Origin of the sequence: Telluria antibiotica, from assembly GCF_011682055.1 — a bacterium.
Lineage (GTDB): Bacteria > Pseudomonadota > Gammaproteobacteria > Burkholderiales > Burkholderiaceae_D > Telluria > Telluria antibiotica.
Genome location: NZ_JAAQOM010000005.1, coordinates 325,298 through 351,048 on the forward strand (window position 1 = coordinate 325,298; position 25,751 = coordinate 351,048).

Sequence of the window (25,751 nt, forward strand, 5' to 3'; positions counted from 1 at the left end):
TCAAAGGAATGGGCGTTTGTCATTTCTGGCCTGGCGATCATCGCGTGATCCGGCCGGCGCCCGCTCACCACTGGACTCACCATGTCGATCGCGGTCTCCGCGCTCGTCAGGCCGTCGCGCACCCAGCGCCTCGTGTGGGGTGGGTGCGGCCTGGCGCAATGCGCGTCGGCGCTTGCCGTCGGGCTGCTGGCGCCCGACCGGTTCCTGCTGGCACCTCAGTTGGCCCTCGCGCTGGCGGGCGCCGGCGCGTGCGTGCTGGGCGCCGCGGCCCGTCGTCCAAAGACGCACCGGATTGATATTTCTGGAACCGGCGACCTGCGCGTGACGGTACAACAGGACGTGGACGGCCGGGATCGCGCCGCGCGGGAAGGCGGCACGCCGCAAGGCGGCGTTGCCGCCTTGCGGCCGGACTCGGTCATCTGGCCCATGCTGATGCTCGTGCGGTACGCCGCGCCCGGCGCGAGGCCGCGCGTGCTGGCCGTGTGGCGCGACAGCGTCGAGCCCGCGGCCTGGCGCGCGCTGGCGGTCGCGCTGGCGGTGGCCGGCCGCCTTCCGCATGCGGGCGAAGGATGCGAAGACACGACGAACTCATTGCAGCGGACCAACTCTTAACGAAACGCCGCCCGCAGGGCGAGCACTTTCCGCATAACAGGGACGCCGCCGCAGCCAACGGGGCATTGCAATGACGACCGAACGCGAATGTGATCAACTGCTGGTCGAGCGCGTCCAGGCCGGCGATCGCCGGGCGTTCGACCTGCTGGTGGGGAAGTACCAGCGCCGCCTGATGCGCCTGGTGTCGCGCCTCGTGCACGATCCGGCCGAGGCGGAAGACGTCGTGCAGGAAACGTTCATCAAGGCGTTCCGCGCACTGCGCCATTTCCGCGGCGATTCCGCGTTTTATACTTGGCTGTATCGGATCGGCATCAATACGGCAAAGAATTTTCTGGTCACGCAGGGCAGGCGGGCACCGACTTCGACGGAAACCGATGCCGAACGTGCGGAAGGATTTGACGACGCGGATAGCTTGCGAGACATTAATACACCGGAATCGATGTTGGCCAGCAAGCAGATCGCCTATACCGTGAACGCGGCCATGGATGCCTTGCCGCTGGAATTGCGAACGGCGATCGTCCTGCGCGAAATCGAAGGTTTGAGCTACGAAGAAATCTCCGAAGTGATGGCGTGTCCAATCGGTACGGTGCGGAGCCGGATTTTCCGGGCGCGCGAAGTCATCGCCGAGAAATTGCGCCCCTTGCTCGATGTCTCGGCGGACAAACGTCGGTAGGTAGCGATGATCGTGGAGGAATGGCGAACGACCGGCGCTGGCGGTGGTCGTATCGTGGTTCCCGATGATGAAGACGAAGGATCACCGGCGTGATGGAACGATGATGGACACCAACAAGAAAAACCGCGAACTCATCTCGGCGCTGTGCGACGGCGAGCTCCCGGATGCCGACCAGGAACTGGCGCTCGCCGCCCTGGACACCCCGGACGGCGAGCAGGCCTGGGCGCGCTTCCACCAGATCGGCGACGTGCTGCGCGCGGCGCCCGCGCCCGACCTGTCGCCCGGCTTCGCGGAAGGCCTGGCGGCACGCCTCGCGGCCGAGACGTTGCCCGGCAAGCGTCCCGCCGCACCCGACGCGGCCGGCGCGGCACCGCAATTCGACCAGACCGTCGCCGGCCCCACCTGAGCCGGCCGTCTCCCGTTCCGGCCCGCCACAGGGCCTCCATTCGCATTGCCGGCCCGTCCGGCGCCGGCGCGGGCGTGCTAACGCGACAACAATGCACTTTTGTCTTACCATACGATCCATTCAAGCACAGACCATACCGATCCTATGACAAGCAAAACTGGAAGCGCGCTCCTGTCCGCCCTCGTGTTTGCGGGCGCGAGTCTGATGTTGTTCCCGGCGGCCCAGGCGGCCGCTCCCGTCGCCGTCACGCCCGTCACGGGCTTGCCGGACTTTGCCGACCTCGTCGACAAGGTCGGCCCGGCCGTCGTGAACATCCGCACCACCGAACGCGTCCGCCTGGACCAGGGCGGGCCCGACCAGGAGATGCAGGAATTCCTGCGCCGCTTCTTCGGCGGCCAGATGGCGCCGCGCGGACGCCGCGGCGGACCCGTGGAGCAGCCACAGGAAGAGCGCGTGCAGCGGGGCGTCGGCTCCGGCTTCGTCATTTCGGACGACGGGTATGTGCTCACGAATGCGCACGTCGTCGAGGGCGCGGACGAGGTCGTCGTCACGTTGACGGACCGTCGCGAATTCAAGGCCAAGGTGCTGGGTTCGGATGCCCGCAGCGACGTGGCGGTGCTCAAGGTCGACGCGCGCAACCTGCCCAGCGTGCGGATCGGCGATTCCAGCAAGATCCGCGTGGGCGAGTGGGTGATCGCCATCGGCTCGCCGTTCAACCTGGAGAACACGGTGACGGCCGGCATCATCTCGGCCAAGGCGCGCGACACGGGCGAGTACCTGCCGCTGATCCAGAGCGACGTCGCGGTCAATCCCGGCAACTCGGGCGGCCCGTTGATCAATATGCGCGGCGAAGTCATCGGCATCAATTCGCAAATCGCCACCTTGTCCGGTGGGTACAACGGCATCTCGTTCGCCGTGCCGATCGACGAGGTCATGCGCGTCACCGACCAGATCCGCAAGACGGGCAAGGTCACGCGTGGCCGCCTCGGCGTGCAGATCAGCGAAGTCACGACGGACGTGGCGGAATCGCTGGGCCTCGGCCGCGCGCGCGGTGCCGAGGTCGCGATGGTCGAGCCGGGCGGTCCGGCGGACAAGGCCGGCGTCAAGGTCGGCGACATCATCCTGAAATTCAACGGCAAGGACATCGAACGCTCGTCCGACCTGCCGCGCCTCGTGGGCGGCACCGCGGTCGGCACCCGCGCCACCGTTACCGTGTGGCGCCGCGGCACCCAGCTCGACGTGCCCGTGACCATCGTCGAACTGCAGGACGACAAATCGCCGACGGCGAAGGCCACGCCGAAGAAGCCGACGCCGGAGCAGGCGCCGAACGCGCTGGGCCTGCACGTGTCCGACCTGACGGCGGTGCAGAAGCGCGAGCTCAAGACGGAGGCTGGCGTGCTGGTCGAGTTCGCCGAAGGACGGGCGGCATCGGCCGGCATCCGCCAGGGCGACGTGATCCTGCAGATGAACAACGTCGAGATCACGAGCACGGGCCAGTTCAACGGCCTCGTCGCCAAGCTCGACGCGAAGAAACCGGTGGCCTTGCTGGTGCGGCGCGAGAACGTGTCGCGCTACCTCGTCATCCGGCCGCGCCAATGACGGCGGCGCCACGGTTCACGCTGTACTCGCGCTCGTACTGCCATTTGTGCGAGGACATGCTGGCGGCGTTGCAGGCGTTCATGGCGCGCCAGGGAGCGGCGTACTCGGTGGACGTGGTCGACGTCGATGCCGACCCCGACCTCGTCGCCCGCTACGACGAACTGGTGCCCGTGCTGGTCGATGAGGCCGGGTTGGAGCTGTGCCATTACTTCCTCGACGAGGCGGCGCTGCGGCGCTACCTCGGCCTGCAGACGGCCGCAGCCTAGCACCGTACCGTGTGCACTGGATCGAAGGCGCCGCGACCTGCGATAATCGGCGCCATCGATTCCTGATTGACACCCATGACAGACGGCCCCGACGCTACGCTGGACCCCGACGACTGGACCGACATCCGCGCCCTCGGGCACCGGATGCTGGACGATATGTTCGACTACCTGGAAGGCATCCGCGAGCGGCCCGTGTGGCAGGAGATGCCGGCCGAGGCGAAAGAGACGCTGCGTGCGCCGTTGCCGCGCCACCCCGGTTCGCTGGCCGACGCGTATCGCAGCCTGCAGGATAATGTCATTCCCTATACCGTCGGTAATCCGCATCCGGGCTTCATGGGCTGGGTGCATGGCGCCGGCACGCCCGTCGGCATGCTGGCGGAGATGATCGCGGGCGGGCTGAACGCGAACGTCGGTGGACGCAACCAGGCGCCCGTCGAGGTCGAGCGCCAGGTGTCCACGTGGATGGCAGCGCTGTTCGGCTTTCCCGAAAGCGCCCGCGGCGTGTTCGTCACGGGCACGTCGATCGCCAACTTCATGGGCGTCGTCGTCGCGCGCACGAGCGCGCTCGGGCGCGACGTGCGCGCGCAAGGCCTGGCGGCGCATGCCGACCTGCGCGCGTACGCGTCGACGGAAGCGCACGGCTGCATCGCGAAGGCGATGGACATGGCGGGCTTCGGCACCGATGCGCTGCGTACTGTCCGGATCGACGCCGCGGGTCGCATGGACCTCCACGACCTTGCCGCGCAGGTCGACGCAGACCGCCGCAACGGGCTGCGGCCATTCCTCGTCGTGGCCAGTTGTGGGACGGTGAACACGGGCGCCATCGACCCGCTCGCCGGCCTGGCGGACTTCGCGCACGAACGGGCCATGTGGCTGCACGTCGATGGCGCGTACGCGGCGCTGGGCATGCTCGCGCCGGACGTCGCGCCGCTGCTCGCCGGCATCGAGCGCGCCGATTCGATCGCGTTCGATTTCCACAAATGGGGACAGGTGCCGTACGACGCGGGCTACTTCATGGCGCGCGACGGCGACCGCATGCTCGACACGTTCGCGGCGCCGGCCGCCTACCTGCAGCGCGCTGGGCGGGGCCTTGCGGCCGGCACGGCGTGGCCGTGCGACGTCGGCCCGGACCTGTCGCGGGGCTTCCGCGCGCTCAAGACGTGGCTGACGTTCCAGGTCTACGGCGCCGACGCCATCGGCCGTTCCATCTCGGCCACGTGCGCGATGGCGCGCCATCTCGCGCAGCGCGTCGCGGCCGAGCCGGAACTGGAACTGGTGGCCCCCGTCACGTTGAACATCGTCTGCTTCCGCTACGTGTGCGCTGACGCCGAGCGCGTCAACCGCGAGATCGTGCTCGCGCTGTACGACGAGGGCCGCGTGGCGCCGTCTGCGACGACGATTCACGGCCACTATGCGGTTCGCGCCGCCATCGTCAACCACCGTACCGGCCCCGCCGACGTCGACGCGCTCGTCGATGCCGTGCTGCGCGCCGGCCGCCGTCTCTCCCAGCCCGCCACGCCATGATCACACCCGAAATCCTCGACGCCGCCATCACGCCGCACGCCCCGCTGATCGGCGCGGCCACGCTGATGCGCTGCGCGTTCTACCACGACGACCTGCGCCCCATCGGCGACATGCTGCTGGCGCGCGCGCAGGCGAATCCCGACGATGCGAACGCGTGGCTGGACGCCAGCTTCGTGCTGCAGTTGCTGGGGCAGCGCGACGCGGGCCTGGACATCCAGCGTCACGCGCTCGCCACCCGCACGCTGTACGCGCTGCCGGCACCGGCGCGCACGCCCACGTTGAACCTGCTCGTGCTGATGGGCCCCGGCGACTTCATGGCCAACACGCCGATCGAATTCCTGCTGCAGACGACGGACATCGCCGCCAACGTGCAATACGTGTCGCCCGAGCTGCCGTTCCCGGAACAGGTGCCCGACCACGACGTGCTGTTCGTCGCTATCGCGCAATCGGATGCGAACGTCGTGCTGCTGCGCGACGTCGCGCAGATGGTGGCGGGCTGGCCGCGGCCCGTCGTCAACCGGCCGGAGCACATCGCCCACCTGTCGCGCGACGGCGCCCATGCGAAGCTGGACGGCACGACGGGCATCGTGATGCCGCGCACGGTGCGCGTGGCGCGCGCGACGGCCGAGCAGCTCGCGCAGGGTGCGCTCGACGCGCCGGCCCTGCTGCCGGGCGAAGCGTTTCCGCTGATCGTGCGCCCGCTCGACTCGCACGCGGGCACCGACCTGCAGAAAGTCGAAGATGCGGCCGCGCTGCGTACGTACTTGGCGGCGCAGCCGTCGGGCGAGTTTTATTTGGCGCCGTTCGTGGACTATTCGGGAGCGGACGGCCAGTTCCGCAAATACCGGATCGTGCTCATCGACGGCAAGCCGTTCATTTGCCACCTGGCGATCTCGTCGCACTGGATGGTGCACTACCTGAACGCGGGCATGGACGACAGCGCAGTCAAACGGGCGGAGGAGGCCGCGGGCATGGCCGGCTTCGACGACGGTTTCGCGCGGCGCCACGCGGCCGCGCTGGCGGAGATCGACGCGCGCATCGGCTTGCCCTACCTGGGCATCGACTGTGCGGAGACGCGCGACGGCCGGCTGCTCATCTTCGAAGTGGACAATGCGATGGTCGTGCACGCGATGGACGACCCCGGCAAGTACCCGTACAAGGGCCCCGCGATGGACAAGGTGTTCCGCGCGTTCGAGGCGATGCTGCACCGGGCGGCGCAGCCGGGGGCCTGATCAGGCTGCCGCGAGCGCGTGGGCGTCGTTGGCGACGGGCAGGGCGGCCGGCTCGCCCAGCAGCGCGCGCATGAACGCGCGCTTCGCATGGCTGCGCGGGCTCGCCCAGAAGCTGTCGAGCGTGGCCTGTGGCACGCCGTCGTAGTCGACGCGCAGCGTGTACGGACGGGCCAGCAGTTCGTGGTGAACATAGCTCGCAAAACATTCCGCGAAATCGTCGTACGGGTTCGTTGCGCCGTACAGGCTGGGGAAGTCGCTGCCTTCCAGCCCCGAGTACGCGGTCACGATGGCTTCGCTGTCCAGCTTGTTGGTGCCGTAGAAGTCGACGACGCCGCGCAGCGCGAAGTCCGAGCCTTCCCAAGGCGCAAACCGGCCTTGCGCATTGACACCCCAGCTCAGGTCGAGGAAGGGGAAGGTGGCCGCCGGCACGGGCTCCCACCAGCGCGGCAGGAACGTGCCGCCCGCGGTCACGACGTGGCCGAATTCATGCAGCAGCAGGAATTGCAGCGCGTTCGCGCGCGTGTCGTCGAGCGGCTCGGCGATCGTCGCCGCGAGCGAAAAGCCGGGGCCGCCGAACGGCAGGTTTTCCTTCCACGTGGCCCAGGAATTCGCGGTGTGCGCTTCCAGCAGATCGACGTCGAGCAGCACGATGCAGCCGAGGATGCGGCCGTCGACGGCGTCGGCCACGATGTCCGTCACGCCCGAGGAACCCACGCCGCGGCCCACGCAGACACCCAGCAGCAGCGGGCCGACGAGGGCGTGCACGGCTGCGGGCATGCCGGCCAGTGCCGCGCGCAGGTCGGCCAGCAGCGCGCCGTCCGGCGTGCACGGGACGGGCACGGCGTCCAGCCCGGACGCCATGTTCACCTGGTGCACGAATTCGCGTACCTCGCCGGGTAGCGGCAGGATGCGCTCGCCGATGGGCTGGCGCAGCTGGGCGCTCCATGCTTGCGGTTCGGACGTGTAGATCATGATGATGTCGGACGTGGAAGGCGGCGGGCCGCCGATGTCCCTTTAACGACGCTTCCTGCGCGAACTTGACGTTCGGAAAGTAAATTCCTTCGATGTTGACAGCCCGGCAAGCGGGAAAACGACGTCGGGCCGGCGCGTTTTCCGAGGGGCTCCCCCCGGAAACCGGGCTTTCTGCCTCGAAATCCGGTAAAATGGCCAGCTTGCGGGTCCAGCCGCGGCCATTGTGCGCCGCGACTCGCCCGATAAGGCGCTCGCCCGGGGAACCTTCCGTCCCCCAGACGCGGCGCTTTTTTCGTATTGCGCCGGCTGCACCGAAGCTGCCGGCCTGGCCGCGTGCCGCTCTTTTTGGTTTTGAGTTTGTTAATGAAAAACATACGTAACTTTTCCATCATCGCCCACATCGATCACGGCAAATCGACGCTGGCCGACCGCATCATCCAGTTGTGCGGCGGCTTGTCGGAACGTGAAATGGACGAGCAGGTGCTCGACTCGATGGACCTGGAGCGCGAGCGCGGCATCACCATCAAGGCCCAGACCGCGGCGCTGTCGTACAAGGCGCGCGACGGCCAGGTCTACAACCTGAACCTGATCGACACCCCGGGCCACGTCGACTTCAGCTATGAAGTGTCGCGCTCGCTGTCCGCGTGCGAAGGCGCGCTGCTCGTCGTCGACGCGTCGCAGGGCGTGGAAGCGCAGACGGTCGCGAACTGCTACACGGCGCTGGACCTGGGCGTGGAAGTCGTGCCCATCCTGAACAAGATCGACCTGCCGCACGCCGATCCGGACCGCGCCAAGCAGGAAATCGAGGACGTCATCGGCCTCGACGCCACCGACGCCACCACCTGCTCCGCGAAGACGGGCCTGGGCGTGGAAGACGTGCTGGAAACGCTGATCGCGAAAGTGCCGCCGCCCGAAGGCGATCCGGACGCACCGCTGCAGGCGCTGATCGTCGACTCGTGGTACGACAGCTACGTCGGCGTCGTGATGCTGGTGCGCGTGAAGAACGGTACGCTGCGCCCGAAAGACAAGATCCTGCTGATGGCGACGGATTCCCAGCAACTGGTGGAGCAGGTCGGCGTGTTCACGCCGCGCTCCGTGCAGCTGCCGGAACTGAAGGCCGGCCAGGTGGGGTTCATCATCGCCGGCATCAAGGAATTGAAGGCCGCGAAAGTGGGCGATACCGTCACCTTGGCCTCGCGTCCGGCACCGGAGCCGCTGCCCGGCTTCAAGGAAGTGCAGCCGCAGGTGTTCGCCGGCCTGTTCCCGGTGGAAGCGAACCAGTACGACGCGCTGCGCGACTCGCTGGAAAAGCTGAAGCTGAACGACGCCGCGCTGCAGTACGAGCCGGAAGTGTCGCAGGCGCTGGGCTTCGGCTTCCGCTGCGGCTTCCTGGGCCTGCTGCACATGGACGTCATCCAGGAACGCCTGGAGCGCGAATTCGACCAGGACCTGATCACGACCGCCCCGACCGTCGTGTACGAAGTGGTGATGCGCGACGGCTCCATGATCAAGGTCGACAACCCCTCCAAGATGCCGGAAGTGTCGAAGATCGAGGAAGTGCGCGAGCCGATCGTCACCGTCAACCTGTACATGCCGCAGGAATATGTTGGCGCAGTCATCACCCTGTGCACCGGCAAGCGTGGCGTGCAGATGGACATGAGCTACCACGGCCGCCAGGTGAAACTGGTGTACGAGATCCCGATGGCCGAGATCGTGCTGGACTTCTTCGACCGTTTGAAATCGACGTCGCGCGGCTATGCGTCGATGGACTACGAGTTCAAGGAATACCGTGCGTCCGACGTCGTGAAGGTCGACATGCTGATCAACGGAGACAAGGTCGACGCGCTCGCGATCATCGTGCACCGCGCGAACGCCGCCTACCGCGGCCGCCAGGTCGCCGCGAAGATGCGCGAACTGATCCCGCGCCAGATGTTCGACGTGGCGATCCAGGCCGCGATCGGCGCGACGATCATCTCGCGCGAGAACGTCAAGGCGCTGCGCAAGAACGTGCTGGCCAAGTGCTATGGCGGTGACGTCAGCCGTAAGAAGAAACTGCTCGAGAAACAAAAAGCCGGCAAGAAGCGCATGAAGCAGGTGGGCTCGGTGGAGATCCCGCAAGAAGCGTTCCTCGCCATCCTCCAAGTGGAAGAAAAATAAGCAATGAACCTGCAACCGATTCTAGGGAATTTTGCGTTAATCCTGTTCGTCGCCATGGTCATCACGGGCGTCATCTGGTGCCTGGATGTGTTCGTCCTGTCGAAGCAGCGCCGCGCAAAGGCGGACGCCGCGCTCGCGGAATTCGACGCGCGCTCCGCCAAGCTGACGGCCGACGGCATCAAGCTGGACAACGGCAACCGCGCCGCGCTGGAAGCCGCGATCCTGCGCCAGCCGACGTGGGTCGAATACTCCGGCAGCTTCTTCCCCGTGATCGCGCTCGTGTTCGTGCTGCGCTCGTTCCTGTTCGAGCCGTTCAAGATCCCGTCGTCGTCGATGGTGCCCACGCTGCTCGTGGGTGACCTGATCCTCGTGAACAAGTTCGACTACGGCATCCGCCTGCCTATCGTGAACAAGAAGATTGTGCAAGTAGGCAATCCGCAGCGGGGCGACGTCATGGTGTTCAAATACCCGAAGGATCCGAGCCAGGACTACATCAAGCGCGTGATCGGCCTGCCGGGTGATAAAATCACTTACGAGAACAAGCGCCTGACCGTCAACGGCCAGCCCATCGACTACGCGCCGATGGACGATTACCTCGACGACGAGCGCCCGGTATACCATAAGCAATTCCTGGAAAAGCTGCCGAATGCCCCGCACCGCATCCTGAACATGGACAGCGCGCGGACGGTCAACCTGGGCGCCGTGGAGGAGTTCCCCCATCACGAAAATTGCACCTATTCCTACGATGGATTTACCTGTATCGTACCGGAGGGCAATTATTTCATGATGGGCGATAACCGCGACAACAGCGCAGACAGCCGCTACTGGGGCTTCGTGCCGGACCAGAACATCGTCGGCAAGGCTGTGTTTGTTTGGATGAACTTCAGCAACCTGAAGCGCATCGGCGGTATCCACTAAGCCGACGCGGAGGGTGAAATGAAAGGTGGCAAATATCGGATCGGTGCGGAGAGCGGTGTTTCGCTGTCGGGCCTGATCGTCGTGCTGATCGTGCTGGGCGCGCTGGCGCTGGTGGTCATCAAGGTGACGCCGGCGTTCATCGAATACCGCTCCGTCAAGGATGCGATCGTCAAGGCCAAGGCGGACGCCGGCAGCGGCTCCGTGCGCGAGATCGAGCAGGCGTTCGACAAGAACGCCGGCGTCAACGACGTCAGCGCGATCTCCGGCCGCGACCTCGTGATCACGCGCGACGGCGGTTCGACGGAAATCAGCTTCGCCTACGAAAAGCGCGTGCCGCTGGCAGGCAACGTCAGCCTGCTGTTCGACTTTGCCGGCACCACCGACCCCAGCGGCGTCGTTGCCGCCAAGGCCGACACGAAGTAACACAGCCGGGCGGGCGCGCGGGCGGGATCGGCGCGCGGCGCCGGCCCACTAGATTGGTACGACCATGAATCTTCAGTTATTGCAAACCCGCCTAGGCTATACGTTCCGGGACCCCGGCCTGCTGCAACAGGCGCTGACCCACCGTAGCCACAGCAGCGTGCATAACGAGCGCCTGGAATTCCTCGGCGACTCGATCCTGAACTGCGTCGTCGCCTCGATCCTGTACGAACGCTTCAACACGCTGGCCGAAGGCGATCTGTCGCGGCTGCGTGCCAACCTCGTCAAGCAGCAGTCGCTGTTCGAGATCGCGCAGAAGCTGGAACTGTCGCAATTCCTGCGCCTGGGCGAGGGCGAATTGAAATCCGGCGGTTTCCGCCGGCCGTCGATCCTGGCCGATACGCTGGAAGCCCTGCTGGGCGCCATCTTCCTCGACAGCGGCTTCGACGCGGCGCGCGACGCGATCCGCTCGTTCTACATTCCGCTGCTCGATACCGTCGACCCCCGTACGCTCGGCAAGGATGCGAAGACCTTGCTGCAGGAATTCTTGCAGAGCAAAAAGATCTCGCTGCCCACGTACAATGTCGTCGCCACGCACGGCGCCGCGCACAGCCAGGAATTCGAGATCGAGTGTCTCGTGCCGAAGCTGGGCATCCAGGTGTTCGGCCGCGGCGGCAGCCGGCGTGCCGGCGAACAGGCGGCGGCGCGGCTCGCGCTGGAGACGGCCGAGCAGTTGCTGCAGAAGAGCCCGTCGGCCACGCGCAAATCGCGGCCCCGCTCCGCGCAACTGAAGCTCGCCGGCATCGCCACCGACCAGAGCGAGCTGACGGTGCAGGCCGAGGAGCCGCAAACGCAGCAGAAACAATCACCGCAACAGCAGTCAGGAAACCCGTCAGCATGAACACCGAAACCACCCCCAACGACACCACCGAAGGCGCCCCGGAAGGCTTCCGCTGCGGCTACATCGCCATCGTCGGCCGTCCGAACGTGGGCAAGTCGACGCTCATGAACGTGCTGATCGGTGCCAAGGTGTCGATCACGTCGCGCAAGGCACAGACGACGCGCCACCGCATCACGGGCATCCAGACCCGCGACGACGCCCAATTCATCTACGTCGACACGCCGGGCTTCCAGACCCGCCACGCGAACGCGCTGAACAAGACGCTGAACAAGACCGTGTCGAACACGCTGACGGCGGCGGACGTGATCCTGTTCCTGGTCGAGGCCGGCACTTTCGGCCCCGCCGACCAGCAAGTGCTGGACCTGTTGCCGAAGAACGTGCCCGTCATCCTCGTCATCAACAAGTCGGACCGGATGAAGGACAAGGCCGAGCTGATGCCGTTCGCGGCGAAGGTCGCCGGTCTGCGCGATTTCACCGCCGTCGTGCCCGTGTCCGCGAAGCTGCGCTTCCAGGTCGATGCGCTCGAAGGCGAGATCCGCCGCCATCTGCCGGAAAACCCGCCGATCTTCGGCCCGGACGACATCACTGATCGCAGCGAGAAATTCCTCGCGGCCGAGATCGTGCGCGAAAAAGTGTTCCGCCTGCTGGGCGACGAACTGCCGTACACGAGCACCGTGCTGATCGAACAATTCCAGCAAGAGGGCAACCTGCGCCGCGTCTTCGCCGCCATCCTCGTCGAGCGCGACACGCACAAGTCCATGATCATCGGGAACAAGGGCGCGCGCCTGAAAGAGATTTCCACGCAGTCCCGCCTCGACATGGAAAAACTGTTCGGCGGTCCCGTGTACCTGGAAATCTGGGTCAAGGTGAAATCCGGCTGGGCCGACAACGAAGCGGGCCTGCGCGCTTACGGCTACGAGTAACGAGCCGGGCGGGAGCGTACGCATGCCGAGCCGCGACGACGCACTCATCGACAACGATAACGACGCGCACTCAGCCGCGTCGCATGCCCCGCATGCGACGCCAGTGAGCAAGCGCCGCGCGCCCGCGCGCGAGGGGCGCGTGGCCGGCCAACCGGGCTTCGTGCTGCACAGTTATCCGTACAAGGAAACGAGCCTCATCGTCGACCTGTTCACGCGCGACCACGGCCGCATCGGCGTCGTCGCGAAGGGCGCGAAGCGGCCGCATTCGAAGCTGCGGGGCGTGCTGCAGACGTTCCAGCCGCTGTCCGTGTCGTTCTCCGGCAAGTCCGAACTGCGCACCCTGATCGACGCCGAATGGGTCGGTGGCATGCTCCCGATCGAGAAGACGGCGCTGCTGTGCGGCTTCTACCTGAACGAATTGCTGGTGAAACTGCTGGCCCGCGACGACCCGCATCCCGCGTTGTTCAACCACTACGTCTCGACCCTCAACGAACTGGCGCACGGCGAACCGGCGCCGATCGCCTTGCGAAAATTCGAACGGGCCTTACTTAAGGAGACCGGGGTCGCCGCGGACCTCACGCGCTGCACGACGACGCGCGCCCCGGTCGAGCCGGAGGGGCTGTACGTCGTCGACCCGGAGCGCGGCGCGCGCACGGCGCAGGCCGTGGAGTCGTGGCCGGTGGTGTCCGGCAAGACGCTGGTCGATATGGAACGCGAGGATTACGCCGACCCGCAGACCAAGGCGCAGAGCAAGCAGCTGATGCGCTTCCTGCTCGCCTATCAACTGGGTGGCGCGCCGTTGAACACGCGCCAGATTTTGATCGACCTGATGCAGCTTTAAACACAAAGCAAAGACTACGACCATGAGCTTCCTGCAACCCGCCGGCCAGGTGATCGACCTGGGCGTGAACATCGACCACATCGCCACCGTCCGCAACGCGCGCGGCACCGTCTATCCCGACCCGCTGCGCGCCGCGCTGATCGCCGAGCAGGCCGGCGCCGACCTGATCACCCTGCACCTGCGCGAAGACCGCCGCCACATCAAGGACGCCGACGTCCTCGCCATCCGCCCGCAGCTCGCGACCCGGATGAACCTGGAAGCGGCCGTCACGCAGGAGATGATCGACTTCGCGTGCAAGGTGAAACCGCAGGACGTGTGCCTCGTGCCCGAGCGGCGCGAAGAGGTGACGACCGAGGGTGGCCTGGACGTGATCCGCTACCAGAAGGAAGTCGAGGCCGCGATCCGCCAATTGAAGGGAGAAGGCATCCGCGTGTCGTTGTTCATCGACGCGGACGAGCAGCAGATCGCAGCCGCCGCCGCCGTCGGCGCCACCGTGATCGAACTGCACACGGGGCGCTACGCCGAGGCTTCGACCGCGGAAGAACTGGCGCATGAACTGGAACGCATCAAGGTCGGTGTACGCGCCGGCGTGCAGCACGGCCTGCGCGTGAACGCGGGCCACGGCCTGCACTACACGAACGTGCAGCCGATCGCCGCGATCCCCGACATCCATGAGCTGAACATCGGCCACGCGATCGTCGCGCATGCGCTGTTCGCCGGCTTCGAGAACGCCGTGCGCGAGATGAAGGCGATCATGGTCGCCGCGCGCCTGGGCGTCTCGTACGCGGCGAAAGGCCAGTGATGATCTACGGGATCGGCACGGACATCGTCCAGATCTCGCGCGTCGAGGCTGCCCTGAAGCGCAGCGGCCCACGCTTCGCCGAAAAGATCCTCGGCCCCGAGGAACTCGTCAAATACCACGCCCGCCGCGCCAAGAACGAGGTGCGGGGGCTGCGCTTCCTGGCCACGCGGTTCTCGGCCAAGGAGGCGTTCTCGAAAGCGATCGGCTTGGGGCTGCGCATGCCCATGACGTGGCGCTCGGCCCAGATGCTCAACGCCCCGAGCGGCAAGCCGGTCATCGTGTGCAGCGGGGCGCTCGAAGAATTCATGCGGACGCACCGGCTCACGGCCCAGGTGACGATCAGCGACGAAGCCGATTACGGCGTCGCGTTCGTCATCGTCACCCAGGCCCCGGAAGGAGCGTCCGCGACCTAGCAGGTGTAGCGGAAGTGAAAGACGAAGTCGTAGTACCCGCGCGGCCGAAGGCTGCGCGGCGCAAGCCGGAACCGGCTTTGGTGCGTGTGCCACGCGCCCGCCCGGATGCGTGGCAAGCCATGAAAGAGGAATTGATCGCGACGATGACGAAGGATGCCGAATCTCCCGTGCGCCCCACCGAGGCGGCGCGCGAACAAGTCCTGGCGACGGTGGCCAAGCTGCCCGACCTGCCGGGCGTCTACCGCTATTTCGATGCGGAAGACAGGGTCCTGTACGTCGGCAAGGCGCGCAACCTCAAGAGGCGCGTGTCCAGCTATTTCCAGAAGACGCTGACCAGCCCGCGCATCGCCATGATGGTGTCGCAGATCGCGCGCCTGGAGACGACGGTGACGCACAGCGAGGCCGAAGCCCTGATCCTGGAAAACAACCTGATCAAGAGTCTGAAGCCGCGCTACAACATCCTGTTCCGCGACGATAAATCGTACCCGTACCTGAAACTGACGGGCGGCGACTATCCGCGCATGGCCTATTATCGCGGCGCGCTGGACAAGAAGAACCAGTACTTCGGGCCGTTCCCCAGCGCGTGGGCCGTGAAGGAATCGATGCAGCTGCTGCAGAAGGTATTCATGCTGCGCACGTGCGAGGACAGCGTCTTCGCGAACCGCACGCGGCCCTGCCTGCTGCACCAGATCGGCCGCTGCAGCGGGCCGTGCGTCGACCTCATCGCGCCGGAGGACTACAAGCGCGACGTCGACAATGCCGCGAAATTCCTGCGCGGGCGCCAGACCGAAGTGCTGGAAGAACTCGAGAAGAAGATGCTCGCCTACGCCGAGGACTTGAAGTTCGAGCAGGCGGCGAGCGTGCGCAACCAGATCCAGGCGCTGTCGCGCGTGCTGCACCAGCAAAGCATGGAGACGACGGGCGATGCCGACGTCGACGTCATCGCCGTCGTCGTGCAGGGCGGGCGCGCATGCGTCAACCTCGCGATGGTGCGCGGTGGCCGCCACCTGGGCGACCGCGCGTACTTCCCCACGCAGGTGGGCGAGGCCATGGATGAATGCCCGATCGAAGTGGAAGTGCTGGCCGCGTTCATGGCGCAGCACTACGGCGACAAGTTCGTACCGGGTTCAATCATCCTGAACATCGAGTTCGACCAGCCCGAGCTGATGATGGCACTGCAGGAGCAATGCGGCCACCGCATCAACCTCGTGTTCCAGCCGCAGGGCCAGCGCCGCCAGTGGCTGGAACTGGCGCAGAAGGGGGCGGAGATCTCGCTCGCCCGGCTGCTGTCGGAGCAGGGCTCGCAGCAGTCGCGCACGCGCGCGCTGGCGGAGGTGCTGGGCATCGACAACGAGGACCTCGAGTCGCTGCGCATCGAATGCTTCGACATCAGCCACACGGCGGGCGAGGCGACGCAGGCGTCGTGCGTCGTGTTCCACCACCACCAGATGCAGAACGGCGAATACCGGAGATACAACATCGCCGGGATCACGCCGGGCGACGACTACGCCGCCATGCGCCAGGTCCTGATGCGGCGCTACGAAAAGGTGGCGAACGGCGAGGGCGTCATGCCGGACATCGCGCTGATCGACGGCGGCAAGGGGCAAGTCGAGATGGCGCGCCAGGTGTTCACGGAGCTGGGGCTCGACATCGGCAACATCGTCGGCGTGGCGAAAGGGGAGGGCCGCCGCGTGGGCCTGGAGACGCTGATCTTCGCGGACGGCCGCCCGCCGCAGGAGCTGGGCAAGGAATCGGCCGCGCTGATGCTCGTGGCGATGATCCGCGACGAGGCGCACCGCTTCGCCATCACGGGCATGCGCGCCAAGCGCGCCAAGACGCGCCAGGCGTCGCGCCTGGAAGAGATCGAGGGTATCGGTGCCAAGCGCCGCCAGAAGCTGCTGGCGCGCTTTGGCGGCCTGAAAGGCGTGATCGATGCGAGCGTCGAGGACTTGATGCAGGTGGAGGGCATCTCGAGCACCCTGGCCGAAGAGATCTACCGCCAGCTGCACTGAACGGAAACCGGGCCTGGCCCGGTTTTCTTTTGCGCCCGTATTGACGGGGCGCGTTCGGGCGGCGCAACTGGTTTAATAGGCAAGAGCCATGTAGACTAGCGCGCACGAAACATAACAAGCAGAGCTCCGATAGCCTCACCCATGCCTTTCAATATCCCGATTTTCCTGACCTGGCTACGCGTGGCCCTCATTCCGCTCGTCGTCGGCGTCTACTACCTCCCCGAACACTGGCTGCACGTGACCGACCGCAACCTGGCCGCCACGCTCGTCTTCATCGTCGCTGCGATCACGGACTGGTTCGACGGCTACCTGGCGCGGCGCTGGAACCAGACGTCGGCCTTCGGCGCCTTCCTCGACCCCGTCGCCGACAAGCTGATGGTGGCCGGTGCGCTGCTCGTGCTCGTGCAACTGGACCGCGTGAACGCCATCATCGCCTTCATCATCATCGGCCGCGAGATCACGATCTCCGCGCTGCGGGAATGGATGGCCGAGATCGGCGCGCGCAAGTCCGTCGCGGTGAGCTCGCTCGGCAAGATCAAGACGGCGGCGCAGATGGTCGCCATCCCGCTGCTGCTGTTCCACGATCCACTGTTCGACGGCGTGCTCGACATCCATCGCTGCGGCGAGCTGCTGTTGTGGGTGGCGGGCGTGCTGACGGTCTGGTCGATGTTCTACTATCTGCGCCGCGCCTGGCCGCTCATCAAGGAAAAGTCCGGGACGATATAAGCTTTCTGCCAAGTCATCCTTGACACATAGCTCAGCATCTCTATAATGCCTGCCTGTTGCGAAGACATCGCGGCAAACGAAGCGGGAGTAGCTCAGTTGGTAGAGCGCAACCTTGCCAAGGTTGAGGTCGAGAGTTCGAGACTCTTCTCCCGCTCCAGCGTTTGCAGATGGCCGTAACGAAAAGGTTGTCTTGGAAAGCAGTAAAAAATCTGAGATAATCGCAAGTTCCAGCAACGCGGGAGTAGCTCAGTTGGTAGAGCGCAACCTTGCCAAGGTTGAGGTCGAGAGTTCGAGACTCTTCTCCCGCTCCACTCATCACGGATGAGGCTGGGGCAGTAAAGTAGGACTCCATGCGGGAGTAGCTCAGTTGGTAGAGCGCAACCTTGCCAAGGTTGAGGTCGAGAGTTCGAGACTCTTCTCCCGCTCCAGTGTTTTGCGGCAGTAACGTGATGAACTCCTAAGCGGGAGTAGCTCAGTTGGTAGAGCGCAACCTTGCCAAGGTTGAGGTCGAGAGTTCGAGACTCTTCTCCCGCTCCAAGCGATTCACGATGGTAGTACCAATGCGGGAGTAGCTCAGTTGGTAGAGCGCAACCTTGCCAAGGTTGAGGTCGAGAGTTCGAGACTCTTCTCCCGCTCCAGTTTCAGAGAAGCCAGCCTTCTCGTGTCGCTGCGACGAATAACCGGTCGCTGTGGCATTATCAAGTCTCCTCAGGCGAGGTAGCAAAGCGGTTATGCAGCGGCCTGCAAAGCCGTCTAGACGGGTTCGACTCCCGTCCTCGCCTCCAGCATATCTGTGGATCAGCGCATGTGCGCTGATCTACGTCAGTAACACGCTGTGCGGCTTCTAGGCCGGTTTGAATTTCCCAACGGTCTCAAGATCTGCACTGCGGCGTTATGAGCCGCGCGTCGACCTCCGTAACTCTGTGTCCGTGGATCCGCAGAAGGTCAAGAACTCACATGAATACTAGAGTTCGCCGCTTTGCCGCGCAGAGATACCACTAAAACTACCGTCAAATCTTCGCGTAGCCGGCCGCTCTCATTCAATTTCACCAAGACTCAGCCGGCACGACGACTGGAGTTTACGACGCGGCCGGTGTAAGCGATGCTCCGTACTAGTCGATGGGTGTCTTGCTTTGGCCACCTCGTGCAGACGTCCTCGCTGTCGCTCTTCCTTTTAGAACATTGCGCGCAGTTAACTTATAATGAGGAGAAGTGCACTATGACTTGTCGGTCGTAGGCATACATAAAGGCCATGACATGGCAAGCGTAGCAGATGATATGAGTAAAGTTTCCGGCCCAGACAAGTCGGCCGTCAAAAGGCTTTTCGACGACGCTCGAAAACGCCTAGTCGAAACAGGAACTCGCAATCGACTGGTGCACGTCAATCGCAAGAACAGTCGTGCCGCCGTTGTCAACGTCGTCAATGAGCGGTCCGACGACGTCTACGGAATCCTCAGTAGTGGTAAGGCGATGCGCTTTCTAGCCGTCGGCCGCGATAAGGATACCGAGGACAATGGTCTCAAGCTGGCGGACGCAGGCGAGCCTGGCTTTGACGCTGAGCGCTATACCGACGCCCAGCTTGAGACGCGGATGGGTCCTGACGGTCTGCAAAAGCGTCTCCTCAAGATTGCCCGGGAAGCCCAGACTGCAGAAGAAGAGTCCGGCATCAATATTCTGTACTTAGCCCTGGGATTCCTGACCTGGTTCGAGGACAAGACCTCCGCGGTGCAGAGGGAGGCGCCGCTCATTCTGCTGCCGGTACAGCTTACCCGCAACCAGAAATCCAACACGTACGAGGTCCGACTCAGGGACGATGACGTCGTCACGAATCTTCCGCTCCAGCAGAGGATGAAGGATGATTTTGGTCTGGTGCTGCCAGAGCTTGAGATCGAGGACGAATGGCGTCCGTCGTCATACTTCGAGCAAGTCGAGTCCGCGGTCACTTCGCAAGGCGCCTGGCGTGTGGATCGAGATGGCATGCAGCTCGGCTTCTTCTCGTTCTCCAAGCTGTTGATGTACCGTGACTTGGCGCCGGAGGCTTGGCCAGATGGTGCCATCGCCGACCATGAGCTGACCCGAGGCTTGCTCTATGAAGGGTTTGAACCAGAGCCACCGCTGATCGGTCGCAATGACCGGCTCGACGTCGCTCTTCCACCCGAGAAGATTTTTCACGTCGTCGATGCCGACGCTTCGCAAGCCATCGTCATCGAGGAAGTTCGCCAAGGGCGGAACCTCGTCGTTCAGGGGCCGCCGGGGACTGGAAAGTCGCAGACGATTACGAATATCATTGCTGCAGCCGTCAAGGAGGGCAAACGCGTCCTGTTTGTCGCGGAGAAGATGGCGGCGCTTTCGGTTGTGCATGACCGCTTGGTGAAAGTCGGTTTGAGGGATGTGTGTCTGGAACTCCACTCACGCACCGCCAACAAGAAGGACGTGCTCGCTGAACTGGCAAGAACGCTGATAAAGGCGTCGGCCGTACCAGCCATGCCTGGGCCTCCGACTTCGCTCACGAAGACGCGCGACAAGCTAAACACGCTCGCTGCTGTGCTCCACCAACCGATAGGCAGCTCGGGCGAGACGCCGTATTCAGTACTGGGACTCCAGGCGCGCTTCATTGGGATGAACGCTCCCGCGCCGGTTGTCGACGGCAGCGCGCTGGCAGCGATGTCGCGCGAACAGATGGATGATTTGCTTCTTGCTGTCGCCAAGTATGGCGAACTGCTGGCCAGCGAAGGTCAGCCCGAATCTCACCCGCTTGCTGGTGTGCAAAACCTATCCCTTCAACCGGTTGAGCTCTCTCGGCTGGCGAGTCTCCTGTCCAACGCGATTGACGCTATTTCGGCATTGGACGAGGTATTGGGGCAGGCCTCTGCGGTGCTCGGTATTCAGCTCCCGCGCACGCGAGCGAGTGCGCGTCAACTCCGGGAGACGCTCGCGTATATCGATGGCCTGCCCACCAATGTCGCAGATGCCGCGAGTAGGCTTCTCGCCGAGGGCAGTCTTGAGCGGCTGGCGCAGGCATTGCGAGCGGGCGCTGCTTGGCGCGTCGCCAGGTGCGAGGCTGCCGAACAGTTCGTGGATGCGGCTTTCGATGCGTCGCCTGTTTCCCTCCGTGGGGCCTTGGCGGGAGGCGTTCACTCATTCTTCGCGCGCTGGGGAGGAGCGTATCGCGGCGCGTCGCGCGACCTCGCCGGCATGCTGCGCGGCCCCCTGCCCAAGAGGCCGAAGGACAGGCTCTCGCTCCTTGACGTGCTCATTGATATTGGTGAGAAAAAGAAGTGCTGGAAAGCCGACGAATCATATTGCGCGAAATGCGTCGGGGAGGCGTGGCGTGATGAGCTGACCGATTTCGAGCAACTCCTCCCGATCGTGGGTTGGTGCGAAAAAGCACGTCAGGCACCGCTGGCGTGGCCACCCGGGGTTCTGGTTGCGTTGGGGCAGAAACCCGAGGTTGTCAGCGACTTAAAGCTACAGCTAGCACGGCTTGAGCCGGCAGCCGAAGCGGCCGTTCGCGACGTGATGAACTTGCTGCAGTTCCTGCATTCGACACTGGGACATGAAGAATTGGCCGAGCACGAGCTTCCAAGAGTCCGTGACTGGCTCAAGCTCGTCGCCGACTCTACGGACAAGTACTCAGGATGGTCGGCGCTGCAGAAAGCCTACGCCGCCATGGTTCAAGCAGGGCTGCCCGATGTGGCGGCGCGAATGCGGGCGGGTACGCTTCCGGCAGATAAGGCGGTCACGGAGCTACGCTTCGCGCGCGCCGAGCAGCTTTGGAATACGGCACGGAGCGCCTCGCCGGACCTCCGCGATATTAGCGAACTCGACCGCCACCAGCTCGTCGCAGAGTTCGCCGCATTGGAGCGAGAACGTTTGAAACACAATGTCACGAGCATCGTGGCAGGGCACCTGGGTCAGCTTCCGCAAGGCGCCATGGGTGAAATGAAGGTCATCCGCGGAGAGATCGGAAAAAAGCGTGGCCACATCGCGCTGCGCAAGCTGTTCGCCAGCGCCGGTAATGCCTTGCAGCGCATCAAGCCTGTAATGTTGATGAGTCCAATCTCAGTCGCACAATTTGTTCCGCCAGGAGCACTTTCTTTCGACCTACTGATTATCGATGAGGCGTCCCAAGTGCGCCCCGAAGATGCCTTGGGCGCGATCGCGCGAGCCGAGCAGATCGTGGTCGTGGGTGACCAAAAGCAGCTGCCGCCATCTTCGTTTTTTGCCCGCCTGCTGAGCGATGAGTCAGAGGACGAGGTCGAGGAGGAGGGCGAGGAAAACCTGTTGGGTGATGCCGCCAAGGCCGGCGCCATGGAAAGTATCCTCAGTCTATGTGAAGCACGCGGATTGAATTCACGGATGCTACGATGGCATTACCGTTCGCGTGATCCGTCCCTGATCCAGGTATCTAACAAGGAATTTTATGACGACGAGCTCATTCTGCCGCCGTCACCCTTGCAAAAGAATCCGGATTTCGGCTTGACGTTCACGCGAGTCCCAGGTGTGTATGACAAAGGCGGCAAGCGTGACAACCGCATCGAAGGGGAGGCAATCGTCACCCGTCTTGCTGAACACTCCCGTTTACATCCGGACGTCTCCGTCGGTATCGTCACCTTCTCGTCTGCGCAGAAGAATCTGATTACCGAGTTGCTGGAATTGCGGCGCCGTACCGACACAGTGCTGAACGATTTTCTTCGCGAAGGTAATGCGGAGAGTGTCTTCGTCAAGAATATCGAAAACGTGCAAGGTGACGAGCGTGATGTGATCTTCGTGAGTGTCTGCTATGGCCCGACCGTCGCAGGAGGCAAGCTCGCCAGCATGTCCTTTGGTCCCGTGAACAGTGAAGGAGGCGAACGCCGACTGAACGTGCTTTTCACGCGCGCGCGATTGAAGTGCGAAGTGTTCGCGTCCTTCCACCCGAGCGACATCGATCCGGGACGAAGCGCGCGCGATGGCACTCGCATCCTGAAGCACTATTTGGAGTTTGCGAACGGAGCACCGCTCAGCGGTGTCGCGCCAACCGGAGGAACCGCCGATTCGCCTTTTGAGGAAGACGTTGCCAGCTCGATCCGTAGCTTGGGCTACCTGGCCGATCCCCAAGTCGGTACAGCAGGTTTTCGTATCGACCTGGGGGTGCGCCATCCAGATCGTCCGGGAGCTTACTTGCTCGCGGTCGAGTGTGACGGCGCGACTTACCACAGCGCTTTGTGGGCACGCGAGAGGGATCGGCTACGACAAGATGTCCTTGAGCACCTCGGTTGGCGCTTCCATCGGATCTGGAGCACTGATTGGTTCTACAATCGCAAAAACGAATTAGAACGTTTGAGGACTGCTTTGGCGAATGCAAATCAGGTTGCCGAGCAGGCCATCCAACTGGAGGGTGCGAATAAGAAGAGGGCGCAGGCGCCTCTTGTCGAACAGACGCCGCCGCTATTGGAACTCCCCGAAGCCGCTCCCAGGCAAATGCCAGCGTACAAACGCTGTGTTATCCCGATGGGTACCCAAGAGCCGCACGAAGTACCAACGCATGTTGTAGCCGGTTTGGTGACGCGTATCGTCCAGGAAGAGGGACCAATCCATGTCGAGGAAGTCGCGCGACGTCTTGCGTCGTGCTACGGTAAGGAAAAAGCTGGAAGTCGAATCCTTGGAACGGCGAAGAGTGCTCTTGAGAAGGCGCGAGCGCAGGGCACTGACCTCCTCACCGACGGGACATTCTGGTTTACACGTGTTCAAGCCGATGACGCGCCTGTTCGGGACCGCGCGAACGAGTCAGGCGCGACCTTGAAGGCTGCTTGCTTATCCATGTTGGAAGTGATGGCTGCATTAAAGATCGCGCAAGTTGATAACGCTGGTGGAGATGATTCGGAGCTGATTCGTTCCGCAGGCCGCTTGCTTGGGTTCAAACGCGTAGGTGCCGAGTTGCAGGAACGATTGACTTCAGGCTTGAGCGCCTTGCAAAACAGTAGCGCATGACAGCTGATATCCAATTTTAGCTAGTGTCAGGGCTTTGTTGCGTAAATCGAGCGAAGGCTGTCAGCAGCGGATGTAATCTGACACAGTGCAGCGATTGAAAACTGATACACCGGTTTGAGAAGATGGCTGCTTTTCGGAGCGGTCTTGATCCCCTACGAGGTGTATGTGGAAGTTCAGTTACTGAGGAAGCATGGGATGAGCCTGCGGCAGATCGCCGCGGAGGTGGGCTGCGCGGTGAACACGGTGCGTCGGCACCTGGCGCTGCAGTCGCTGCCGAAATATGAACGCAAGGTCAAGCGCGTCACCAAGCTGGCGGCGTTTGAAGATTATCTTCGCGAACGCCAGCGGGCCGCGGCGCCGCACTGGATTCCGGCCACCGTGCTGTATGCCGAGATCGTGGCGCGCGGCTACCAGGGCGGCCAGAGCCAGCTGCGGGCGTTCATGCGCACTGTGCGCCCGGCACCGCCGGCCGAGCCGGTGGTGCGCTTCGAGACAGCGATGGGCGATCAGCTTCAAGTGGACTGGGTCGAGTTCCGCAAAGGACGCGCGCCGCTGTACGCCTTCTGCGCCACGCTGGGTTTCAGCCGTGCCAGCTATGTCGAATTCGTCACCGACATGAAGGTGGAGTCGCTGATCGCCTGCCACGAACACGCGTTCCAGGCCCTGGGCGGCGTGCCCCGACGCGTCCTGTATGACAACATGAAGACGGTGGTGCTGGAGCGCGACGTGTATGGCGAAGGCCAGCACCGTTACCACAGCGGCTTCCTGGATTTCGCCAAGCACTGCGGCTTCGTGATCAAGCTGTGCCAGCCTTTCCGTGCCAAGACAAAGGGCAAGGTGGAGCGCTTCAACGGCTACCTGCGCCGCTCGTTCTACGTGCCTCTGGCCAGCCGCCTGACGCAGAGCGGCCAGCAGCTGGACGCGCTCACTGCCAACATCGAAGTGACGCGCTGGCTGAGGGAAGTCGCCCATGAGCGGGTCCACGGCACCACGGGTGAGAAGCCGGCCGCCCGGCTGGCAGAGGAACGACAGCACTTGCAGGCCCTGCCTGCGCCATGGCGCGCCGATGTCGCCGCGGCGCGGCCACAGGCGCCGCCGGCAACGGTACCGCCAGAGCGGCCGCCCATCGTGATCGAGCGCATCGCAGAACCGGCACCGCTGCAGCATCCGCTTGCCGTGTACGACCAACTGCTGGCGCAATGTGTGCAGGGAGCGACGGCATGAATCTGCAACACGAACGCATCGCCAGCTTGTGCGAAGAGCTGCGCCTGCCCTTCGTCGCCCAAAGCTACGGTGCAGCAGCGCAGAAGGCAGCGGCAGAGGGAACGCCCTATAGCGATTTCCTAGAAGGCCTGCTGCGGGAAGAAGCCGCTGGCCGCACGGTCCGCAAGCAAGGCATGATGACGCGCCTGGCTGGCTTCCCGGCGATCAAGACGCTGGACGATTTCAACTACGAATTCGCCAAGGGCGTCAAACGCAGCCAGATCGAGGAACTGGCCGGGCTGGGTTTTGTCGAGCGCAATGAGAACGTGGTGCTGGTTGGGCCCAGCGGCGTTGGCAAGACGCACTTGGCGATTGCGCTGGGCTACCGGGCCGCGCAGGCCGGCATCAAGACGCGCTTCATGACGGCTGCCGACCTGCTGCTGGCATTGGCCACCGCGCACCGGCAGAACAATTTGAAGGACGTGATGCACCGGGCAATCAAGGCGTATCGTGTGCTGGTAATCGACGAGATCGGCTATCTGCCGATGAACCGCGAGCAGGCCAACCTCTTCTTCCAGGTAATCGCGGCGCTGTACGAGAAAGGCAGCCTGATCGTGACCAGCAACCTGCCGTTTGGCCAGTGGGACGCAACCTTTGCGCAGGATACGACCTTGACGGCAGCGCTGCTCGATCGGCTGCTGCACCACGCCCATATCGTGCCCATCGCGGGCGAAAGCTACCGTCTAAAGCACCAGCGTCAAGCTGGCATGGTGCAGGCTGTCAGTGGTGGGCAATGAGTAAAAAAACCGGCTTCGGCCGGCGACGGGGGTGTATCAGTTTTAAATCGCTAATGACGAGAAAACTGTATCAATTTACATCCGCTGCTGACATGGGTCATAGTCGGGCGTCTCGTCGACAGGCTGTTCAGCTCAGACCGTCAGGCTGCCCGGCGTGCGCGCAAGGGTTGAGCGTGAAGATGGACGTTCTGTTTCGGGCGCCTGTCCGTGGCACCAGCATTGGCAGCTGATGGAGGTTGATGCGCTATCTGTTCGTAAGCGTGTTCCCAGCACCGTGTTGAGCTATCGAGGTCGATGCGAGATGATACTCGTCACACCGCTGGGAAGCGGAGTTCAGCCGGCCAGGTTGGCGGCACAGTTCCAGGGCAGGAAGTCGTCGAC

21 protein-coding genes and 6 tRNA genes are annotated in these 25,751 nt (G+C 63.9%); 26 read left to right on the plus strand and 1 reads right to left on the minus strand.

The window, feature by feature from the left end:
- Positions 1-81 precede the first annotated feature (81 nt).
- The 7 genes from HAV22_RS10980 (at position 82) to HAV22_RS11010 (ending at position 6,312) form a co-directional block, all read left to right on the plus strand.
- On the plus strand, positions 82-612 hold the full coding sequence (locus HAV22_RS10980) for a protein YgfX (RefSeq protein ID WP_166859105.1): 531 nt from the start codon (positions 82-84) through the stop codon (positions 610-612).
- Between the two features lie 70 nt (positions 613-682).
- Complete coding sequence (gene rpoE / locus HAV22_RS10985; RefSeq protein WP_166859106.1) at positions 683-1,285, plus strand: RNA polymerase sigma factor RpoE; 603 nt, start codon at positions 683-685, stop codon at positions 1,283-1,285.
- A gap of 100 nt (positions 1,286-1,385) precedes the next feature.
- Positions 1,386-1,691 carry a sigma-E factor negative regulatory protein gene (locus HAV22_RS10990; RefSeq protein WP_229421179.1) on the plus strand — a complete coding sequence of 102 codons (306 nt, stop codon included), beginning with the start codon at positions 1,386-1,388 and terminating at the stop codon, positions 1,689-1,691.
- Between the two features lie 144 nt (positions 1,692-1,835).
- On the plus strand, positions 1,836-3,290 hold the full coding sequence (locus HAV22_RS10995; protein ID WP_166859107.1) for a DegQ family serine endoprotease: 1,455 nt from the start codon (positions 1,836-1,838) through the stop codon (positions 3,288-3,290).
- Entirely contained in the window at positions 3,287-3,556 is a 270-nt protein-coding gene (locus HAV22_RS11000; RefSeq protein WP_166859108.1) for a glutaredoxin family protein, read from the plus strand. Before HAV22_RS10995 ends, HAV22_RS11000 begins: the two co-directional genes overlap by 4 nt.
- A 75-nt stretch (positions 3,557-3,631) precedes the next feature.
- A complete protein-coding gene (locus HAV22_RS11005) occupies positions 3,632-5,080 on the plus strand; it encodes a pyridoxal phosphate-dependent decarboxylase family protein (RefSeq protein ID WP_166859109.1) in 1,449 nt (482 codons plus the stop codon).
- Positions 5,077-6,312, plus strand: a complete 1,236-nt coding sequence (locus HAV22_RS11010; RefSeq protein ID WP_208296139.1) for an ATP-grasp domain-containing protein — start codon at positions 5,077-5,079, stop codon at positions 6,310-6,312. Before HAV22_RS11005 ends, HAV22_RS11010 begins: the two co-directional genes overlap by 4 nt.
- On the opposite strand, the gene HAV22_RS11015 is transcribed toward HAV22_RS11010, so the two are convergent.
- Positions 6,313-7,284, minus strand: a complete 972-nt coding sequence (locus tag HAV22_RS11015; protein ID WP_166859110.1) for a hypothetical protein — start codon at positions 7,282-7,284, stop codon at positions 6,313-6,315. It lies immediately after the preceding gene.
- Between the two features lie 363 nt (positions 7,285-7,647).
- On the opposite strand from HAV22_RS11015, the gene lepA reads away from it, so the two are divergent.
- From lepA to istB, 19 genes are all read left to right on the plus strand, one after another.
- Positions 7,648-9,441 carry a translation elongation factor 4 gene (lepA, locus tag HAV22_RS11020; RefSeq protein WP_166859111.1) on the plus strand — a complete coding sequence of 598 codons (1,794 nt, stop codon included), beginning with the start codon at positions 7,648-7,650 and terminating at the stop codon, positions 9,439-9,441.
- Positions 9,442-9,444: 3 nt separating this feature from the next.
- Complete coding sequence (gene lepB, locus HAV22_RS11025) at positions 9,445-10,359, plus strand: signal peptidase I (protein WP_166859112.1); 915 nt, start codon at positions 9,445-9,447, stop codon at positions 10,357-10,359.
- Positions 10,360-10,377: 18 nt separating this feature from the next.
- Positions 10,378-10,782: a DUF4845 domain-containing protein gene (locus HAV22_RS11030; RefSeq protein WP_166859113.1), complete on the plus strand. Its 405-nt coding sequence runs from the start codon at positions 10,378-10,380 to the stop codon at positions 10,780-10,782.
- A 64-nt stretch (positions 10,783-10,846) separates the two neighbouring features.
- Positions 10,847-11,680, plus strand: coding sequence for a ribonuclease III (rnc, locus tag HAV22_RS11035; protein WP_166859114.1), 834 nt, complete (start codon positions 10,847-10,849; stop codon positions 11,678-11,680).
- Complete coding sequence (gene era / locus HAV22_RS11040) at positions 11,677-12,603, plus strand: GTPase Era (protein ID WP_166859115.1); 927 nt, start codon at positions 11,677-11,679, stop codon at positions 12,601-12,603. The genes rnc and era overlap by 4 nt, the downstream gene beginning before the upstream one ends.
- 22 nt (positions 12,604-12,625) lie before the next feature.
- Positions 12,626-13,444 carry a DNA repair protein RecO gene (gene recO, locus HAV22_RS11045; RefSeq protein WP_166859116.1) on the plus strand — a complete coding sequence of 273 codons (819 nt, stop codon included), beginning with the start codon at positions 12,626-12,628 and terminating at the stop codon, positions 13,442-13,444.
- Positions 13,445-13,466: 22 nt separating this feature from the next.
- Positions 13,467-14,246, plus strand: a complete 780-nt coding sequence (gene pdxJ / locus HAV22_RS11050; RefSeq protein ID WP_166859117.1) for a pyridoxine 5'-phosphate synthase — start codon at positions 13,467-13,469, stop codon at positions 14,244-14,246.
- Positions 14,246-14,659, plus strand: coding sequence for a holo-ACP synthase (gene acpS / locus HAV22_RS11055; protein WP_166859118.1), 414 nt, complete (start codon positions 14,246-14,248; stop codon positions 14,657-14,659). The genes pdxJ and acpS overlap by 1 nt, the downstream gene beginning before the upstream one ends.
- Positions 14,660-14,802: 143 nt before the next feature.
- On the plus strand, positions 14,803-16,671 hold the full coding sequence (gene uvrC, locus HAV22_RS11060) for an excinuclease ABC subunit UvrC (protein ID WP_166859145.1): 1,869 nt from the start codon (positions 14,803-14,805) through the stop codon (positions 16,669-16,671).
- Positions 16,672-16,812: 141 nt separating this feature from the next.
- Complete coding sequence (pgsA, locus tag HAV22_RS11065) at positions 16,813-17,397, plus strand: CDP-diacylglycerol--glycerol-3-phosphate 3-phosphatidyltransferase (RefSeq protein WP_166859119.1); 585 nt, start codon at positions 16,813-16,815, stop codon at positions 17,395-17,397.
- A gap of 81 nt (positions 17,398-17,478) precedes the next feature.
- Positions 17,479-17,554: transfer RNA gene (locus HAV22_RS11070), tRNA-Gly, on the plus strand.
- A 78-nt stretch (positions 17,555-17,632) separates the two neighbouring features.
- Positions 17,633-17,708: transfer RNA gene (locus HAV22_RS11075), tRNA-Gly, on the plus strand.
- 41 nt (positions 17,709-17,749) lie between these two features.
- Positions 17,750-17,825, plus strand: a tRNA-Gly gene (locus HAV22_RS11080).
- Positions 17,826-17,858: 33 nt separating this feature from the next.
- Positions 17,859-17,934: transfer RNA gene (locus tag HAV22_RS11085), tRNA-Gly, on the plus strand.
- 25 nt (positions 17,935-17,959) lie between these two features.
- A tRNA-Gly gene (locus tag HAV22_RS11090) sits at positions 17,960-18,035 on the plus strand.
- Positions 18,036-18,108: 73 nt separating this feature from the next.
- Positions 18,109-18,182: transfer RNA gene (locus HAV22_RS11095), tRNA-Cys, on the plus strand.
- Between the two features lie 493 nt (positions 18,183-18,675).
- Positions 18,676-23,370: a DUF3320 domain-containing protein gene (locus tag HAV22_RS11100; protein ID WP_166859120.1), complete on the plus strand. Its 4,695-nt coding sequence runs from the start codon at positions 18,676-18,678 to the stop codon at positions 23,368-23,370.
- 144 nt (positions 23,371-23,514) lie between these two features.
- Complete coding sequence (istA, locus tag HAV22_RS11105) at positions 23,515-24,594, plus strand: IS21 family transposase (RefSeq protein WP_166859121.1); 1,080 nt, start codon at positions 23,515-23,517, stop codon at positions 24,592-24,594.
- Positions 24,591-25,370, plus strand: a complete 780-nt coding sequence (gene istB / locus HAV22_RS11110) for an IS21-like element helper ATPase IstB (RefSeq protein ID WP_166859122.1) — start codon at positions 24,591-24,593, stop codon at positions 25,368-25,370. The genes istA and istB overlap by 4 nt, the downstream gene beginning before the upstream one ends.
- Positions 25,371-25,751 lie beyond the last annotated feature (381 nt).

Coding starts and splice junctions, on each gene's coding strand:
- HAV22_RS11030 (WP_166859113.1), top strand. CDS start 10,378: ATGAAAGGTGGCAAATATCGGATCGGTGCGGAGAGCGGTGTTTCGCTG.
- HAV22_RS11015 (WP_166859110.1), bottom strand. CDS start 7,284: ATGATCTACACGTCCGAACCGCAAGCATGGAGCGCCCAGCTGCGCCAG.
- istB (WP_166859122.1), top strand. CDS start 24,591: ATGAATCTGCAACACGAACGCATCGCCAGCTTGTGCGAAGAGCTGCGC.
- HAV22_RS10995 (WP_166859107.1), top strand. CDS start 1,836: ATGACAAGCAAAACTGGAAGCGCGCTCCTGTCCGCCCTCGTGTTTGCG.
- HAV22_RS11000 (WP_166859108.1), top strand. CDS start 3,287: ATGACGGCGGCGCCACGGTTCACGCTGTACTCGCGCTCGTACTGCCAT.
- pdxJ (WP_166859117.1), top strand. CDS start 13,467: ATGAGCTTCCTGCAACCCGCCGGCCAGGTGATCGACCTGGGCGTGAAC.
- lepA (WP_166859111.1), top strand. CDS start 7,648: ATGAAAAACATACGTAACTTTTCCATCATCGCCCACATCGATCACGGC.
- rpoE (WP_166859106.1), top strand. CDS start 683: ATGACGACCGAACGCGAATGTGATCAACTGCTGGTCGAGCGCGTCCAG.
- era (WP_166859115.1), top strand. CDS start 11,677: ATGAACACCGAAACCACCCCCAACGACACCACCGAAGGCGCCCCGGAA.
- HAV22_RS11010 (WP_208296139.1), top strand. CDS start 5,077: ATGATCACACCCGAAATCCTCGACGCCGCCATCACGCCGCACGCCCCG.
- lepB (WP_166859112.1), top strand. CDS start 9,445: ATGAACCTGCAACCGATTCTAGGGAATTTTGCGTTAATCCTGTTCGTC.
- HAV22_RS11005 (WP_166859109.1), top strand. CDS start 3,632: ATGACAGACGGCCCCGACGCTACGCTGGACCCCGACGACTGGACCGAC.
- uvrC (WP_166859145.1), top strand. CDS start 14,803: ATGACGAAGGATGCCGAATCTCCCGTGCGCCCCACCGAGGCGGCGCGC.
- pgsA (WP_166859119.1), top strand. CDS start 16,813: ATGCCTTTCAATATCCCGATTTTCCTGACCTGGCTACGCGTGGCCCTC.
- HAV22_RS10980 (WP_166859105.1), top strand. CDS start 82: ATGTCGATCGCGGTCTCCGCGCTCGTCAGGCCGTCGCGCACCCAGCGC.
- acpS (WP_166859118.1), top strand. CDS start 14,246: ATGATCTACGGGATCGGCACGGACATCGTCCAGATCTCGCGCGTCGAG.
- HAV22_RS11100 (WP_166859120.1), top strand. CDS start 18,676: ATGAGTAAAGTTTCCGGCCCAGACAAGTCGGCCGTCAAAAGGCTTTTC.
- rnc (WP_166859114.1), top strand. CDS start 10,847: ATGAATCTTCAGTTATTGCAAACCCGCCTAGGCTATACGTTCCGGGAC.
- recO (WP_166859116.1), top strand. CDS start 12,626: ATGCCGAGCCGCGACGACGCACTCATCGACAACGATAACGACGCGCAC.
- HAV22_RS10990 (WP_229421179.1), top strand. CDS start 1,386: ATGATGGACACCAACAAGAAAAACCGCGAACTCATCTCGGCGCTGTGC.